This window comes from Actinoplanes sp. NPDC048791, assembly GCF_040650095.1.
In the GTDB taxonomy this organism is placed as follows: domain Bacteria; phylum Actinomycetota; class Actinomycetes; order Mycobacteriales; family Micromonosporaceae; genus Actinoplanes.
The window spans coordinates 1-15,859 of sequence record NZ_JBEZGQ010000088.1 but is presented as its reverse complement, the minus strand read 5'-3'; the positions used below and the strand labels follow the sequence as shown (position 1 = coordinate 15,859).

Sequence of the window (15,859 nt, the reverse complement as noted above, 5' to 3'; positions counted from 1 at the left end):
CCGGCGTCCTGGCGGTGCTGGGCACCCTGCGCGAGCGCGGCCTGCGGCTGGGGCTGATCTCCGACTGCAGCAGCGAGCTGTACGAGAGCTGGCCGTCGACCCCGTTCGCACCCCTGATCGACGCGGCGGTCTTCTCCTGGCGCGAGGGCTACCGCAAACCGGACCAGCGCCTGTACGCCACAGTGGCCGACCGCCTGGGCGTCCTCCCGCAGCAGTGCTGGTACGTGGGCGACGGCGGCAGCCGCGAACACTGGGGCGCCGCCACAGCCGGGATGCGCCCGATCCTGGTGACCAACGCCAACTATCCGTCGGCGGCGGCGTACCGCGACGACCCGGACACCCACGTGCCGGAGCTGACGGTCGACGACCTCTCGACGCTGCTCCCGCTGATCTGCCAAGATCACTCATGCCCGTGACCAACCCCTGGCTGGCCGGCCCGGCGCCCACCGCCCGCCTGGACCGGCCGCGCCTCGAGGAACGCCTGCTGAACCTGCTGTCGTCGCAGAACATGTGCGTGCTGGCCACGACGGGACCGGGCGGGCCGCTGGCCACCCCGGTGCGCTACTTCCACCTGGACTTCACGCTGGTGTTCACCGCGGCGGCCGGCTCGCCGAAGCTGCGCAACATCGCCGCCGACCCGCGGGTCTCGGTCGGCGTCTTCGCGCCGCTGGTGGGCCAGGCCAGCAGCCGCGGGGCGCAGATCTTCGGGCAGGCGCGGGTGCTGACCGAGCCGGACCCGGACTTCGCGCGGTACTGGCCGGCGGTGCGCTGGCAGTCGGATCACGTCGAACGGTCCCGCTCGCTGGACGACCCGCCGACGGGACCGCTCGTGGTGATCCCGGCCGACCGCATCGTCTACACCGAGCACTGGCTGCGCCGCGACGGCGTCGCACCCCGGCAGGTCTGGCGGGCTGTTTCTTAATCACGCCGGTCAGGGGCTTGGTCAAGCCGGTCAGGTGCTGCTCAGGGCGAGCCGCAGTCCGAAGGCGGTGATGACGGTGCCGGTGATCCGGTCCAGCACGCGACGGGCCACCGGCCGGCGCAGCAGGACACGCAGCCGGTGCGCGAGCCCGACCAGGACGGCCGACCAGGCGGTGCCCAGGACGATGTGGACGCCGGTCAGCAGCACCCCGAAGGCGAACGGCGCCACGTCCGGCGGGATGAACTGCGGCAGCAGGGCGACGTAGAACGCGCCCATCTTCGGATTGAGCAGGTTGGTGAGCAGCCCGCGCCGAAACCCCGGCGCCTCCGGGACAGCCTGCGGCTCAGCCCTGTGACGGCGGGCGGCCCACAGCATCGAGAGGCCCATCCAGATCAGATAGCAGGCGCCGGCCCACCGCAGGACGTCGTAGGCGAGCCGCGAGGCGGTCAGCAGGGCCGTGATGCCGGCCGAGGTGAGCACACCCCAGACCAGGGTGCCGCTCTGGATGCCGAGAACGACACCCCAGGCGCGGCGCGGGGCGCCGACGGCAGCGGTACGCAGAATGAGCGCGGTGTCCATGCCCGGCGTCAGCGTCAACAACCCGACCACGACAACAAAGGACCCGAGACTGCTCAGCACCGTCACCGGCTAACGCTATCGCCTCGTACGCTCTGCCCATGACCCCGCGCCCCACCGCCAAGATCCTGATCACCGGCATGTCGGGGACAGGCAAGTCCACGGCATTGCGGGCCCTGGGCGCGCACGGCCACCGCACGGTCGACACGGACACCGACCGGTGGAGCCGCTGGGTGACGCTGCCGGACGGCTCGGCGGACTGGATCTGGCGCGAGCCGGAGATGACGGAGCTGCTCAGCGGCCCGGGTGACCTGTTCGTGGCCGGCTGCAAGTCCAACCAGGGCGAGTTCTACCCGAGGTTCGACCACGTCGTGCTGCTGAGCGCGCCGGCGGAGGTGCTGCTGGCCCGGATCGCGGCGCGCACCGACAACCCGTACGGCAAGAGCCCCGCGGAACGCGCAGCGGTCCTCGACCACCTGGCGCACGTGGAACCGCTGCTGCGCGCCACCGCGACCGCGGAGATCGACGCGACGGCCCCGGTCGATGAGGTCGTACGGCAGCTGGAAGCGCTGCTGCGCGCCTAGTTCGAGGGGTCGCCGGCCCAGCCGGTCAGCTCGATGATCTCGGTGGCGAGGTCCGCCACCGGGCGCCCGTCGGTCGCGATCCGGTGCACCCACTCCGGGCTCAGCTCCGCCAGCTCACGCGCCGCGATGTCGCTGCGTTCCACGTGGCGTTGCAGCGCGGTGCCGATCTCGCGCCGGGCCAGCCGCTGCCGCGCCGTACCGTCGTCGGCGGTGAGCAGGACGGCCGTGACCCGCGGATCATCGCCCATGGCCGTCGTGAGCGCGTCGACGAAGCGGACGCTCACCGTGTTGGTGTAGATCAGCCGCCGGTAGCCCAGGACGCGGTAGTTGGCCCACATGGCGGCCAGGTTGCGTTCGGCCAGGCCGTGCTCCCACGGCGGCGGATAGGCCAGGTCGAGGTTGTCACCCTCGATCAGGCAGTGCCGGACCTGCCGCGCGGACAACCGCACGTGGATCTCGGTGCCGACGCTGGTCTTGCCGACGCCGGCCCGGCCGCCGAGGAACAACACTTCACTGCGCAAGGGACCTCATCCTGCGGTCAGCGCCTACCTGCTCGGTGCCGGCCGGGCTGACCCGTCCAGGCTACTGCCACCCGGCCCCGGCACTGGGTAGAGTCCTGCGCCATGTCATACGACCTTGCGGTGTGGGAAGGCGATCGCCCGGCGAACGACCTGGCCGCCGCGGCGGAGTTCAAGCTCCTGTACGACCGCTACGTGGGGTCGGCCGACAACACCGAGCCCACGGCACGGATCGTGGCCTACGTGCGGGCCCTGCTGGACCGCTACCCGGACATCGGCACCGACGCCGGTGACGACAGCCCCTGGTCGACCGCCCCGCTGATGAACGAGGCCGGCGGCCCGCTGGTGTACTTCCCGATGGTGTGGAGCCGCTGCGAGGAGGTCTCGGCCTGGGCGGCCCAGCTGGCCGAGGAGCACGGGCTCAACTGCTACGACCCCCAGGCCAACCAATTGCGTACGGCGGCCCGCGAAGCTTGGCGGTTCGAGCTGACGTCCGCCCTCCAACGCCCCGTGCGGGACCCGGACGCCGAGCTGGCACGGCGGGTGCTGGTGCGCCTGTCGGCCGACAACCACTTCGCGGTGCTGAAGCGGGCGGACGGCTGGTACATCCAGGCGGGCTACGGGGCGCAGGCGGGAACCCGGCCGGGCTGGTACGTCCTGGAACGGCGTGACGGCGTACCGGATCAGCACTTCCGCGCGGAGGTGGTGAACATCGACGAGGTGGTCCGGGCCTTCGTCGCCTTCCTGGACGGCGACCCGACGCTCGCGGTCCGCTTCCCGTGGCAGCCCTACGTCGTCTGAGCTCGGCGCAGGTTGTCCGAGCAGCTCGAATGCCGCCCGCCACAGCGGCTGCCGCTGCGCCCATGGCGGCTGGACGCGTTTGGCGGGTGGGGCCCACGACTGGTCCTCCCGTGGCCGGTCCAGTCCCGGGTCGAAGCGGTGGATGGTGGCGAGGGTCCGGGCCACGGTTTCCAGGACGTCGTCGCTGGCGCCGTCGAGGCACAGGCGCCCGGGAAGCCAGGACATGAGATGGGCCCGCGCGCCGGCCTGCTCGCCGTCTTCCCCGGTCAGGTGGAGCATGGTGGAGGTCCAGCCGCCGGTGAGACGCCGTACTCGGTTGTCACACCCACAGCACCATTCTGTCCGCGTATGTAGCCTGGGGGCAGAGCTCAGGTGAGCTCCCGGACGAGGGTGCCGTACCCGGTCAGCGACAAGACGGCGCGCGGGAGGACTTCGATGTCCTGGTTCATTCTTGTGCTCTCCGGTGTGTGCGAAGCGGTCTGGGCGACGGCCCTGGGCCGGAGCCAGGGCTTCGCCCGGCTCGGCCCGTCGGTGGTGTTCTTCGTCGGGATCATCGCGAGCATGGCGGGCCTGGCGTACGCGATGCGCACGTTGCCGATCGGCACGGCGTACGCGGTCTGGGTGGGGATCGGCGCTGTCCTGACCGTCGCCTACGCCATGGTCACCGGCGAGGAGCCGGCCTCACTGCTGAAGTTCGTCTTCCTGACGATGATCATCGGTGGGGTGATCGGCCTCAAGGCGACCCACTGACAGCGGCGGCCGGTTGTCTCACCATGGGCATGCGGGGGCCGGCGCGCCGAAGGGAGCGGCTCGATGCTCGATGACGATCAACTCTCCGAGTTCCGGGACACCGGGCTGCTGCGCCTCCCTGGGGCGATCGCGCCGAAGGATGCGGCAGCCATGGTCGAGCGGATCTGGGACCATCTGCACAACCACGGAGCCGTCCGGGACCGCCCGGACACCTGGACCGCCGGCCCGGCCACCGGCCTGCGCGCCGTGACCGGAGCGCCGGCGTTCCGCGCGCTCGGCAGCACCAGGGTCCGCGCCGCCCTCGACGATCTTCTCGGCGTCGGGTGCTGGCAGGAACCACGACGATGGGGCCGGCTGCTGGTCACGTTCCCCGCCTCGGACCGCCTGTGGACTCTCCCCGCCGGCGGCGCCTGGCACAACGATTTCGTTCCGCTACGACCCGGAACCCCCGTACGCGCCCTCCAGCTGTTCACGATCCTGCAAGACGTGCCGGCCCGCGGGGGCGGCACTCTGGTGGTCACCGGCTCGCACCACCTGGTCACCCGGTACAGCGTCGAAACCGGCAAGGCCCCGCATCCCAGCCAGGTCCGTCAGGCGCTCGGCGCGCACGTCTGGCTGCGAGAACTATGGGAACCGGCGGCCACGACAACACCCGGACAACGCATCCGTCGCGCAATGGTGGAGGGCGTCCGCATCGGCGACGTGGACCTACGCGTCGTCGAACTGACCGGGCGCGCCGGGGACTCGTTCGTCATGCACTGCGACACCCTGCACGCCGCCGCTCCCAACGCTCGCGAAGAGCCCCGGATGATGGCGACCTCCATCGTGCAGCTCCGCGGATAAACACGTGGCGGCGCCGGTGGTCGTCCCACGACAATCGCCGGCGTGGAAGAAGTCAAGGTCGTCGTCGCCCACAGCGAACGCGCGACCCTGCGCGTCGGCGACGTGTTCCTGAAGATCGACGCCGACCGGACGCGTACCGACGTCGAGGTCGAGGCGATGGCCCTGGCGCCGATCCCGACGCCGGAGGTCCTCTGGCGCAAGCCTCCCGTACTGGCGATCGCGGCCGTCCCCGGCCAGGCACTCGGCGTCCTGGGCGAACCGTCGACCGCATCCCCGGCCGCGTGGACCGCGGCGGGGGCCGCCGCCCGGAAGCTGCACGACGCCCCACTGCCACCCTGGCCCGGCCGGAAGGTCGACGACATCGCAGCGGACCTCGAATCCGAATGCGCCTGGCTGCTCGCCAACGGCGTACTTCCCACCGACCTGATCGCACGCAACCGCAAGATCGCCGAGGCTGCGCTGCGGTCGTACACGCCGAAGTTCGTCCACGGCGACTTCCAGATCACCCACGTGTTCGTCGATGGTGATGAGCTCACCGGCGTGATCGACTGGTCGGAGGCGGCGCAGGGTGATCCGCTGCATGATCTGGCCACGCTGACGCTCGGGCATGAGGAGCGTCTGGCTGATGTCGTCGCCGGGTATGGCATGGACGTGGACCTCGACGTGATCGAGGCGTGGTGGTCGCTGCGGAGTTTGCTGGCGGTCCGCTGGCTGGTCGAGCACGGCTTCGATCCGTCCTCGCCGGGCTGCGAATTCGACGTCCTGAAAGCTCGGATGTGAACCGGCTCGTGCTGTTGCGCTGCGAGGCGATCGGCTGGGAGGACCGCGATTGGCCGGGCTGGATCAGAGTCCGCCTTGTCGACTCGACGTCGTGACCGTCTCGACCGCCGTCCCGGACGCCGTCGGAGGTTTCCGGGTGCCCACGCCTGCTTGGCGTTGATATGGCGGTGGCCCCCGGTCGTACCGGACCTATGTGGTCGACAACGGCGCTGAGCTTCGCGGAAACCTTCATCGATGGCGGTCGCTGGTGGCTGATTTGCAAGTTGTCGTCTGCCACCCAACGCCCAAAGATCAGGTAGTCACATGATCACTTTCTGTTGACCCTGGTCAGTAGACTTCGTACCTATGTCCCGCCGCAGTCGCCTCATTCTGGCCGGTCGCATCGTCTTCGCCGCATTGCTGGCCGGTCTCATCGTCTACTTCGCCATCGTCGGCCTCGACAAGGCTGACAAGCTGGCCAGCACCATCGGCGTCGTCGTCGCGCTGGTGGCCTTCTTCGGTCCGCACCTGCTGCCCGCATCGCCACCGTCAGGCGCTGTCTGGGTCGAGGACTCGGGGAACGCGACGGCAACCAGTGGCGGCAGTGCCAACACCGGAGTCCGCGGTGGTGGGCCGGCGGGCCCAGCCACCGTCATCCGATCCGGTGACGCCCGAGCCGATGGACCGGCATCGGTGGCCAACACCGGCATCGAGCATCGCGGCTGACGGTGGGTGACCCGCGGTCCTCCGTCGAGCAATCGGGGAACGCGACCGCCAGCGACGGCGGAATCGCCATCTCGGGCATCCTCCACGGCGGTATCCATCAGCACTTCCATCCGCCGTCGCAGCGGGTGCCCGACGAAGCTGAAGTCACAGCGTCGCTCACCAAGAAGTTCCGTGCATACGCCGACAACGAACTTCGGGCCCTGGTCGACTGGGGGCAGATGCGGGTGCCATGGCACCGGCTCGGCGACAACGAAGGGGAGCTGGCCAAAGAAGCCGACCTGGCCCGGCACATCTGCGGTGGTGGCCGGCTGGTGATCTTCGGTGACTCACAGTCCGGCAAGACGACGCTCGCATACTCGCTGATGCACCGCCTGGATGCGGAGAACTGCCCATCCGTTCTGCTCCGACTGCGCTCCTGGATGCCGACCCGGCAGCGGCTCGCGGTCTGGATCTCCGGAATGCTGCGCGACGAGTACGGCCTGCACGACATGGAGCACCTCAGGGCGCTCCAGGACATCGTCGAGGGGCGGCTGGTCCCCATCTTCGACGGCTTCGACGAAATCGCCCCCAGCGCACAACACCTGGCGTCGGAGGCGTTCCGGCAGTTCACCGCCGGCAAGCGGGCAGTCCTCACCGGTGTGCGGACGCCGACCAATTCGCGGTACTTCGACAATGCCGTGCCCGACGCCGCGGTCATCGAACTCGACCCGGTCAGCGCGGACGAGGTAGGCCGGTTCTTGATGCTCAAGGTGCCGCCGCTGGCCCGGCCGCATTGGGAGGCACTCTCCGGCGGACTGGCCGCTGCCCCCGCCGCGCGTACGGCGTTGTCAAAGCCGTTGAACGCCTGGCTGGCCAAGACCGTGTATGCGGTCGAGGACGAATACACCGGCCGGGTCACCGATCTGCTCGAGCTGCGGACGCCCGGAGATGTCGAGCAGCATCTGTTGCAACGAACCATCACCGCCATCTTCACCCGGGTCGCCGCTCGACCGGACGGCGACGACGCGCCGTCCGACGGCTTCATTCCGGCGGAGGTGGAGCATTGGCTCGGGTTCCTCGGCTCCCGTAGGTCGAACGAGGCCATCGCATTCTGGCAGCTTCGCCAGCTCGCGCCGATGTACCGCCTCGGGCTGGCCGGCAGTGTGCTTCTCGGGGTGACCGCGGCGCTGCTCGGCGGGGTGTTTCCACCCGCCGCGGTCGCGCTTTTTCTGCTGACCGGCGTGCTGTTCGGCTTCGGATACGCGCGCGGCTATTCGGTTGGACGATGGAAAGCACCGGACGACCCCACCCGTATCGGTTACTTGTTCACTGCGGGCAAAGGACAGAAAGACGGTGATATTCAGGACCACACCCGCAAGCTCGTCATGGGTGCCGGACTAGGCCGTGTCCTGCCGATCAGTTGATCAGTTCTGGTTGATGTGTCGGGTGTTGGGCGTGGTGAGCTGACGGACAAGGCCTGGGCGGTGATCGAGCCGTTGTTGCCGGAGCCGGGCCGCAGGTCAGGCCGGTGGCGCGATCACCGTCAGGTGATCAATGGGATCTTGTGGAAGCTGCGGACCGGGGCGCCGTGGCGGGACCTTCCGGACCGTTACGGGCCCTGGAAGACCTGCCATGAACGGCTACGCCGGTGGACCGATGACGGCACCTGGGACGCGATATTGGCGAGGGCGCAGGTCTATGACGACGGTCGGCCGGTCGAGTGGGTCATCAGTGTGGACTCCAGCGTCGTGCGTGCTCATCAGCACGCCGCGGGAGCCCACAAAAAGGGGGATCGGCCGGCGGGATCGCGATACCGGCGCAGGATGGTGAAGCGCTGGGTCGCTCCCGCGGCGGGCTGAGCACCAAAGTCCACCTCGCGGTCGACGGGCGTGGCCGGCCGCTGTCGGTGTTGCTCACTGCGGGTCAGGCCGGTGACAACCCGCAGCTGGTGCCGCTGCTGGACGCGATCCGGGTGCACGACGGCGAGCCGGGACGGCCGCGGAAGAAGCCGGACATGGTGATCGCGGACAAGGCCTACGCGCATGACCCGACCCGCCGGGCTCTTCGTCGTCGCGGCATCGCGCACACCATCCCGGAGCGCGCCGACCAGGTCGCCCGTCGGGCTGCCAAGGGCAGCCGCGGCGGACGCCCACCGGGCTTCGACAAGCAGATCTACCGGCAGAGAAACGTCGTGGAGCGCTGCTTCAACCGGTTGAAGCAATGGCGGGCGTTGGCCACCCGCTACGCCAAACGCGCCGCCCTCTACCGCTCATCACTGCTGCTCATCGCCGCCCTGATATGGCTCCGATGATCGGCAGGACAGGCCCTAGTAGGGCTTTGTCACCCTTCGGGTGGGTGACGGTGACAGGTATGGGTTGATGTTGGTGTCGTTGAGTGATGGACACCGTTGCGGTGCAGCGTCTCGGTGATGATCTCGGTGAGTACGTCAGCGATGTGTTCGGGTCGCTGAGGTTCGTTCTGTGGCGGGGTCGGGCCGGAGATTATCTGCGCGGGTTGATGCTGGACGGGCGGCGGAAGTCGATCCAGCCGATGGCGGCCCGGCTTGCCGGGCCGCATGAGCAGGCGTTGAACCATTTCGTCACCAACAGCCCGTGGGATGTGGCGCCGGTGCGTCGCCGGATCGCCGAACGGATGCAGGTAGCCCTTGCGGGCCCGGCGTGGGCGATCGATGACACCGGCCTGCTCAAGTACGGCAAAGCCTCGCCGTGTGTGGCCCGGCAATACACCGGCACCGCCGGGAAGATCACTAACTGCCAGGTCGCGGTGTCGGTCAGCTTGGTCACCGAGACCGCGTCCTGTCCGGTCGACTGGCGCCTGTTCTTGCCCGAGGCCTGGGATCCGGCATCGCCGAAGGCGACCGAGGACGTGGATCATCGGCGCCGGCGGGCGCAGATCCCGGACACCGTCAGGCATCGGCCGAAATGGCGGCTTGCCCTGGAGATGATCGATGAGTTGCTCGGCTGGGGTTTGCGCCCGAGCGTGCTGGTCGCCGACGCCGGATACGGCGACGCCGGCGAGTTCCGCCAGGCCCTCGCCGAACGCGGCATCGACTACGCGATGCAGGTCGCACACACGATCACCGCCTACCCGTTGGAGGTTGAACGCACGACGGTGCCGTACTGCGGTGACGGCCCGTATCCGAAGAAGATCTACCGGCAACCCGCGCCCACGGTCCGCGACCTGCTCCTGCAAGCCGGCGAGAAAGCCGCACGACGGGTGACCTGGCGCGACAGCTCACGCCGCCGCAACGGCCGGCCGGTGCCGATGAGTTCAAGATTCGTGTTCCAACGGGTCCGCCCGGCCGGCCCGGCCATCCGCTCCGCGCATCTGGGCCAGGACCTGCCCGAGGCGTGGCTGATCGCCGAATGGCCGGCCGATGAGCCCGAGCCGGTCAAGTACTGGCTGTCGAATCTGCCCGCGACCACCGCCAAGCGCACCCTGATCCGGCTGGCGAAGCTTCGCTGGCGCATTGAGCACGACTACCGCGAAGTCAAAACCGGGCTCGGCCTGGACCACTACGAGGGCCGCACCTGGCAAGGCTGGCACCACCACACCACCCTGGTCTCGGCCGCCCACGCGTTTCTGACCCTGCAACGCCTGGACCCAAAAACCCGTGCGCCGGAATGACTCTCTACGCCGTACTCCGACGCCTGCAACACCTGCTCGCCCGCCTCATCGGCACCTGCCCGACCTGCCAAACCCGGTTCCCGCAACGCCTACGGCGCGCGGGACCCGGACCATGACAAAGCCCTACTAGACCACGCAGCGCGGCGCGCCCGGCAAGCAGAGCCGTGGTCAGTCCCGACCGAGGGCGTCGGCCGGCCCCTCATCCACGAGGCTTTTCGTCATGACGTGCTCACGGCGGACACCGTCAGGCATGAGGTCACCGAGCTCCCCGGTGTCACGGAAGCCGTTCCGCCGATAGAGCGCCCAGGCATTGCCGTTCCCCTCCACCACGGCCAACCGCAACGTCACCGCGCCTGCCTGCCTGGCCCACTGCTCCACCTCGCGCACGAGCTGGTCGCCGACGCCGCGGCCGCGTCCCGGCGGGGCCACGTACATCGAGATCAGTTCGACAAGCCGGTCCTGATCGGCCGGCACCCCGCTGGCCATTCCGACCGGCCTGCCGTCGATCATCGCCACGATGTTGCACGAGCCCGGGATGGCCAGCCGTGCGCGCCAGCGTTCCTCGCGATCGCCGTCGCCTTGCTCCTGACCATCTCGTGCACGTTGCCGCAGCCGGCGCGAGCAGACAACCGAGTATCCGGCGACCCCGGCGGGGACACAGGATGCCCCTAGACTGGGGTCTTGCCAGAGGAGGAGGGTGCGATGTCGCTCCTGCGGTCAGCCATCGGCACGGTGCTGCGGCGCCTGCGCCACCAGCAGGGTCGCACCTTGCAGGACGTCGCGGACGCGGCCGGTGTGTCGCTGCCGTACCTGTCGGAGATCGAGCGTGGCCGCAAGGAAGCCTCCTCCGAGATCCTCGCCAGCATCTGCGCCGCCCTCGGCCTGCCGCTGACCGACCTGCTCGAGCAGGTACGCGCCGAGCTGCTCCGCACCACTCCGGTGACCACCCCCGTACGCGCCCCCAGAATGCGCGTGACCTGCGGCTATGCCCAGGGCAGATCTGCCCAGGGCAGAGATCGTCGCCGGCCCCCGAGGCGCGCCGCAGGATGGGTCGTATGCAGACCGACCAGGCTCCCTTCGGCACCCAGCTCTACGACGCACTTCTAGCCGAACGCATCGTCTTCCTCGGCACCGAGGTCACCGACGCGAGCGCCAACCTGGTGTGCGGGCAGTTGCTCCTGCTCGCCGCCGCCGACCCGCGCCGTGACATCCAGCTCTACATCAACTCGCCGGGCGGCTCGGTCAGTGCCGGGCTCGCGATCTACGACACCATGCGCTTCATCAAGAACGACGTGGCGACCATCGCCATGGGCATGGCCGGCTCGATGGGGCAGTTCCTGCTGACCGCGGGCACCGCCGGCAAGCGGTTCGCCTTACCGCACGCGCGGATCATGATGCATCAGCCGTCGGGCGGCTTCGGCGGCACGGTCGCGGACATCACCATCCAGGCCGAGAACATGCTGTACGTCAAGCGCAAGGTCCAGGAACTGATCGCCCGCCACAGCGGCCGCACGATGGCCGAGGTCGAAGCCGACTCCGACCGCGACCGCTGGTTCACCGCCGAGCAGGCCGTGGCCTACGGCCTGATCGACGAGGTCATCAGCGAAGCAGCCACGGTGGCCGCTTGACCCAGCGAGGCGATAGCGGCGGAGCTGGCCGCCTGGTTCAGAGAGGTGGTGGCGGCCGCGGTGGCCCAGTGACTCAATGAGGCGGCAGCGGCCGCGGTGGCCCCTGATCCAGCGAGGCAACCGCGACCGCGACGGCGGTAACCGCGTTACTCAGCGACGCACCGTAGCCCGGCGGATCTCAGTGCGCAGCGCAGGCGGCCCGTCCAACGGAGCCGGATCCTCAGCCGTCGGTGTCACGCCACCGGCGGCGACCCGGTCCAGAGTCCGCAGTCCGCTCCGCTCGACACTGCCGAAGATCGTGTAGTTCGGCCGCAGCGCCGAGTTGCCGTAGACCAGGAAGAACTGGCTGCCGTTGGTGTCCGGGCCGGCGTTGGCCATGGCCAGCACGCCGCGGGCGTACACCTTGCGCTCGCCGGTCGGGTCGGTCGGCGCGGGCGGCAGGTCCGTGGGCAGCTCGTCGCCGTAGCGGTATCCGGGGCCGCCGGAGCCGGTTCCGCTCGGGTCGCCGCACTGCAGGACCAGGAGCGTCGGGTACGCGGTCAGCCGGTGACAGATGGTCCGGTCGTAGAACCGGTGCCGGACCAGGTGCACGAAGCTCTGCACCGTGCACGGCGCCTGGGCGCGGTCCAGCTCCAGTGGGATCGGCCCGAGGTTGGTCTTCAGCAGCACGTCCACGGTGCCGCGATCGGGGGTGTGCCGCGGATCGCGGGGCAGCGGCACCGGTCGCACAGCGGGATCGTCCGGCGTGGGCGTGTACGCACAGGGCCCCTTGGTGGGCGCGGTGGGATCGGTGCCGTGCGCGGCAGCGGGGGCGGCACCGACCACACCAGCCGCAAACACCGAGACCAGGACGAACGCCAGACGTCGCTTCATCATCTCCCCGGTCTAATCGATCCACTTGGATACGTCAAGCCACCCCCGGACCGGATGACGGCGCGCCTGTTCGACAGCGGGATCGATCCCGGGCACCCGCCGGCACCGCCCGCTCAAGCCAAGCCACACCGGCCGGACTCAGATTGGATGAGAGGGCGCCTGTCCCACAGCGGGATCCCGGGCAATCGCCAACGCCGGCCGCCCAAGCCAAGCCAACCCACCGGCACCGACCACAGGCGACACCAAGCCGACGACAGGCGACACCAGCCGACGGCCGGGCGATACAAGGCCGATCGCCTGGTGAAGCAAGCCGACGGCCAGGCAAGACGAAGCCGACCACAGTTGAGACCAGCCGACTACAGGCGAGACCAAGACGAGGCGAGACCAAGACGAGGCGAGACAAAGCGCCGATCAGGACACCGGCCACTCATGGACCGGAATGTTCTCGTGCATCGGCGGCAGATACCGCCGCAACATCTCGTGCAGCGCCGCCTGTCGATCCAACCCCTCACCCTCCAGCGAATGCAGAGTCTCCACCTGCCAAGTAGCCCCATTACGCCCGGTCAAGCAGCGCTGCTCGATGATCCCCAGCAGCCTGTCCCGCTCACCCGCCGAAACCCCCCACTTGTCCAACCCCTCCTTCGCCAGCGGCAGCAGACGACGCAGCACCAGCTCGGACACCGGCACATACCCCAGCCCGGGCCAGAACACCGACGCCGCAATCCCGTGCCGGGCGCAGGAGTGGAAGTTCTCCTCCGCCGCGCTGAACGACATCTGGGTCCAGATCGGACGCTCCGCCTCGGCCAGCATCCGGACCAGGCCGTAGTAGAACGCCCCGTTGGCCACCGTGTCGACGACCGTCGGGCCGGCCGGCAGCACCCTGTTCTCCACGCGCAGGTGCGGGCGACCCTTGACCACCGCGTAGATCGGCCTGTTCCACCTGTACACCGTGCCGTTGTGCAGGCGCAGTTCGCTCAGCTCCGGGGTGTCGCCGCTCTGGAGGATCTGCTCCGGGTCGTCCTCGTCGCAGATCGGCAGCAGCGCCGGGAAGTAGCGCACGTTCTCCTCGAACAGGTCGAAGACCGAGGTGATCCAGCGTTCGCCGAACCACACCCGGGGGCGTACGCCCTGGGCCCGGATCTCCTCCGAGCGGGTGTCGGTGGCCTGTTCGAACAGCGGGATCCGGGTCTCGCGCCACAACTCGCGGCCGAACAGCAGTGGCGAGTTCGCGCCCAGGGCCACCTGGATGCCGGAGATGACCTGGGCCGCGTTCCAGTACGCCGCGAACTGGTCCGGGCTCACCTGCAGGTGGAACTGGGTGCTGGTGCAGGCCGCCTCGGGCGCGATGGTGTCCGTGGTGACGGCCAGCCGGTCGATGCCGTCGATGCGGATGTCCAGGTCCTCGCCGCGGGCCGCGAAGATCTGCTCGTTGAGCAGCTTGTAGCGCGGGTTCGCCGACAGCGAGTCGGCGGTCATGTGTTCCTTGCGCAGCGTCGGCAGGATGCCGATCATCACCATGTGCGCGCCGACGCTGCGGGCGTGCTGCTCCGCGTTGTTCAGGCTGGCCCGCAGCTCGCGTTCCAGATCCGCGTTCTCCTCGCCGGCCAGCCGCCGCGGCGCCACGTTGATCTCGACGTTGAACTGGCCCAGCTCGGTCTGGAAGTCCGGGTCGGCGATGGCCCGCAGCACCTCGGCGTTGCGCATCGCCGGGTCGGCGTTGTCGTCGACCAGGTTGAGCTCCACCTCCATGCCGGTCAGCGGCCGTTCGAAATCGAAGCGCGAGTCGCGCAGCATGGCGGCGAAGACGTCGAGACTGCGCCTGATCTTCTGCCGGTACTGCGATCTGTCCTCGCGGGTGAATGTCCTCTGGTCGACCTCTTCGCCCACCGCGCACCGCCCCTCTGCCTGCATCTATGATCTCGTGGACAACCCGTCGGCGCATCAGAAGAACGCGTCGAACCACTCCGGAGGTTTCCGCGTGCGTCGCATACCTGCCCTTTTCGTCGCCGTGGCAATCGCGGAGGCGTGCAGCTGGGCAGCGCTGCTGATCGGGATGTTCTTCAAGTACGTCGTCGTGCGCAATGAGATCGGCGTGCAGATCGCCGGGCCGATCCACGGCGCCTTCTTCATGGCGTACCTGGCCGTCACCGTGGTGCAGGCCCGGGTGGCCGGCTGGAAGTGGTGGGTCGCCCTGGTCGCCCTGGTCTGCTCGATCCCGCCGTTCGCGACCGTGGTGTTCGAGCGCTGGGCCCGTTCGCGGGGCCTGCTCACCGCAGTAGCAGAGCCCGCAGCGCAGTCGTGAGCGCCTGAGGATTCTCCTCGGCCATGTGGTGGCCGCTCTCGATCGGCACCCCCTGCACGTCGTCGGCCCATTCCCGCCAGATCGCCAGCGGGTCGCCGTAGAGCTCCTCCAGGTCGTCGCGGGTCGACCAGGCGAACAGCGTCGGGCAGGTGATCCGCCGGCCGGCGGCCCGGTCCGCGTCGTCGGCGGCACGGTCCCCGCGCAGGCCCGCGCGGTAGTCGCAGCACATCGCGTGCACGGTCGCCGGGTCGTAGATCGCTTCGCGTTCCTCCGGCGGCACGGTGTCGCCGAGGCCGTACCAGGCGTGCGGGTCGGCGTTGATGACCCGTTCCGCCGGCTTCGCCGTCTGGCCCAGGAAGAACCAGTGCCACCACCGGGCCGCGAAACGGGCGTCGGCCCGGGCGAGGGCTTCGCCGATGGGTACGCCGTCAAGCACCGCCAGCTGACTCACCGCCGCCGGATGGTCCAGGGCGAGCCGCATGGCCACGTAACAGCCACGGTCGTGCCCGGCCACGGCGAAACGCTCGTGTCCCAGCCGGGCCATCAGTGCCACGATGTCGGCCGCCATGGCCCGTTTGCCGTACCCGGAGAAGTCGTCGCCCGCCGGCGGTTTCGACGACCGGCCGTAGCCGCGCAGGTCCGGGCAGACCACGGTGTGCTCCGCGGCCAGGGCGGGCGCGACCTGCTGCCAGGTGACATGCGTACGCGGATGGCCGTGCAGCAGGACGACCGGCGGGCCGCTGCCGCCGTGGCGCACCCGCAGGGTCGCCGCCCCGACGTCGATGTGGTCCAGGGTGAAGCCGTCGAACATGACCCTGGCGTTACCCGGCCTTTACAGAACGAAGCATCACATCGAGACTGATCGTTGTCTTGAGGCCCTCAGGGAGGCAACGATGCGCAGATTCGGCACTTTCGTCGCAGCTTAGGCCCTGCTCGCGGTGGGCCTGGGG

18 protein-coding genes, 2 pseudogenes and 1 riboswitch are annotated in these 15,859 nt (G+C 69.4%); of the genes and pseudogenes, 14 read left to right on the top strand and 6 right to left on the bottom strand.

Going from position 1 to position 15,859, the window contains the following annotated elements:
* Together AB0C29_RS09835 and AB0C29_RS09830 are read left to right on the top strand one after the other, a co-directional pair.
* Window positions 1-416: HAD family hydrolase (locus AB0C29_RS09835; RefSeq protein WP_360817798.1), on the top strand; the 416-nt coding region annotated here is incomplete at its 5' end.
* Window positions 407-922 (top strand): pyridoxamine 5'-phosphate oxidase family protein, encoded by a 516-nt coding sequence (locus AB0C29_RS09830; protein ID WP_360817795.1) that lies wholly within the window; start codon window positions 407-409, stop codon window positions 920-922. The genes AB0C29_RS09835 and AB0C29_RS09830, both read left to right, overlap by 10 nt.
* Before the next feature lie 30 nt (window positions 923-952).
* Here AB0C29_RS09830 and AB0C29_RS09825 read toward each other — a convergent pair whose 3' ends face one another.
* Window positions 953-1,567, bottom strand: coding sequence for a LysE family translocator (locus AB0C29_RS09825; RefSeq protein ID WP_360817792.1), 615 nt, complete (start codon window positions 1,565-1,567; stop codon window positions 953-955).
* 32 nt (window positions 1,568-1,599) lie between these two features.
* Between AB0C29_RS09825 and AB0C29_RS09820 the strand changes: the two genes are divergently transcribed.
* Entirely contained in the window at window positions 1,600-2,082 is a 483-nt protein-coding gene (locus tag AB0C29_RS09820) for an AAA family ATPase (RefSeq protein ID WP_360817789.1), read from the top strand.
* On the opposite strand, the gene AB0C29_RS09815 is transcribed toward AB0C29_RS09820, so the two are convergent.
* On the bottom strand, window positions 2,079-2,603 hold the full coding sequence (locus AB0C29_RS09815) for a hypothetical protein (RefSeq protein WP_360817786.1): 525 nt from the start codon (window positions 2,601-2,603) through the stop codon (window positions 2,079-2,081). The two genes, AB0C29_RS09820 and AB0C29_RS09815, sit on opposite strands and share 4 nt — an antisense overlap.
* 102 nt (window positions 2,604-2,705) lie before the next feature.
* On the opposite strand from AB0C29_RS09815, the gene AB0C29_RS09810 reads away from it, so the two are divergent.
* From AB0C29_RS09810 to AB0C29_RS09775, 8 genes and pseudogenes are all read left to right on the top strand, one after another.
* On the top strand, window positions 2,706-3,401 hold the full coding sequence (locus AB0C29_RS09810; RefSeq protein ID WP_360817784.1) for a hypothetical protein: 696 nt from the start codon (window positions 2,706-2,708) through the stop codon (window positions 3,399-3,401).
* 361 nt (window positions 3,402-3,762) lie between these two features.
* A riboswitch (guanidine-III (ykkC-III) riboswitch) is annotated at window positions 3,763-3,825 on the top strand.
* Window positions 3,826-3,836: 11 nt separating this feature from the next.
* Entirely contained in the window at window positions 3,837-4,151 is a 315-nt protein-coding gene (locus AB0C29_RS09805) for a multidrug efflux SMR transporter (protein WP_360817781.1), read from the top strand.
* A gap of 63 nt (window positions 4,152-4,214) precedes the next feature.
* On the top strand, window positions 4,215-4,994 hold the full coding sequence (locus AB0C29_RS09800) for a phytanoyl-CoA dioxygenase family protein (protein WP_360817778.1): 780 nt from the start codon (window positions 4,215-4,217) through the stop codon (window positions 4,992-4,994).
* A gap of 42 nt (window positions 4,995-5,036) precedes the next feature.
* Entirely contained in the window at window positions 5,037-5,774 is a 738-nt protein-coding gene (locus AB0C29_RS09795; RefSeq protein WP_360817775.1) for an aminoglycoside phosphotransferase family protein, read from the top strand.
* Window positions 5,775-6,119: 345 nt separating this feature from the next.
* Window positions 6,120-6,479, top strand: coding sequence for a hypothetical protein (locus tag AB0C29_RS09790; RefSeq protein WP_360817772.1), 360 nt, complete (start codon window positions 6,120-6,122; stop codon window positions 6,477-6,479).
* Between the two features lie 2 nt (window positions 6,480-6,481).
* A complete protein-coding gene (locus AB0C29_RS09785) occupies window positions 6,482-7,882 on the top strand; it encodes an ATP-binding protein (protein WP_360817769.1) in 1,401 nt (466 codons plus the stop codon).
* A gap of 15 nt (window positions 7,883-7,897) precedes the next feature.
* Window positions 7,898-8,769: pseudogene (locus AB0C29_RS09780) on the top strand (IS5 family transposase).
* Window positions 8,770-8,855: 86 nt separating this feature from the next.
* Window positions 8,856-10,106: an IS701 family transposase gene (locus tag AB0C29_RS09775; protein ID WP_360817766.1), complete on the top strand. Its 1,251-nt coding sequence runs from the start codon at window positions 8,856-8,858 to the stop codon at window positions 10,104-10,106.
* A gap of 168 nt (window positions 10,107-10,274) precedes the next feature.
* On the opposite strand, the gene AB0C29_RS09770 is transcribed toward AB0C29_RS09775, so the two are convergent.
* Complete coding sequence (locus AB0C29_RS09770) at window positions 10,275-10,718, bottom strand: GNAT family N-acetyltransferase (RefSeq protein WP_360817803.1); 444 nt, start codon at window positions 10,716-10,718, stop codon at window positions 10,275-10,277.
* Window positions 10,719-10,808: 90 nt separating this feature from the next.
* Here AB0C29_RS09770 and AB0C29_RS09765 point away from each other — a divergent pair.
* Both AB0C29_RS09765 and AB0C29_RS09760 read left to right on the top strand, forming a co-directional pair.
* A pseudogene (locus tag AB0C29_RS09765) lies at window positions 10,809-11,036 on the top strand (helix-turn-helix transcriptional regulator); the annotation flags it as partial.
* Between the two features lie 116 nt (window positions 11,037-11,152).
* Window positions 11,153-11,734: an ATP-dependent Clp protease proteolytic subunit gene (locus AB0C29_RS09760; RefSeq protein ID WP_360817763.1), complete on the top strand. Its 582-nt coding sequence runs from the start codon at window positions 11,153-11,155 to the stop codon at window positions 11,732-11,734.
* Window positions 11,735-11,884: 150 nt separating this feature from the next.
* On the opposite strand, the gene AB0C29_RS09755 is transcribed toward AB0C29_RS09760, so the two are convergent.
* The gene (locus tag AB0C29_RS09755) at window positions 11,885-12,610 is read right to left on the bottom strand and encodes a peptidylprolyl isomerase (protein WP_360544057.1); all 726 of its coding nucleotides are present in this window, start codon (window positions 12,608-12,610) and stop codon (window positions 11,885-11,887) included.
* Between the two features lie 408 nt (window positions 12,611-13,018).
* Window positions 13,019-14,494 (bottom strand): glutamate--cysteine ligase, encoded by a 1,476-nt coding sequence (locus AB0C29_RS09750; RefSeq protein ID WP_360817801.1) that lies wholly within the window; start codon window positions 14,492-14,494, stop codon window positions 13,019-13,021.
* Between the two features lie 91 nt (window positions 14,495-14,585).
* Here AB0C29_RS09750 and AB0C29_RS09745 point away from each other — a divergent pair, with 91 nt between their 5' ends.
* On the top strand, window positions 14,586-14,909 hold the full coding sequence (locus tag AB0C29_RS09745; RefSeq protein WP_360817760.1) for a DUF3817 domain-containing protein: 324 nt from the start codon (window positions 14,586-14,588) through the stop codon (window positions 14,907-14,909).
* Here the strand turns inward: AB0C29_RS09745 and AB0C29_RS09740 are convergent.
* Entirely contained in the window at window positions 14,875-15,720 is an 846-nt protein-coding gene (locus tag AB0C29_RS09740) for an alpha/beta hydrolase (protein WP_360817757.1), read from the bottom strand. The genes AB0C29_RS09745 and AB0C29_RS09740 overlap by 35 nt on opposite strands.
* Window positions 15,721-15,859 lie beyond the last annotated feature (139 nt).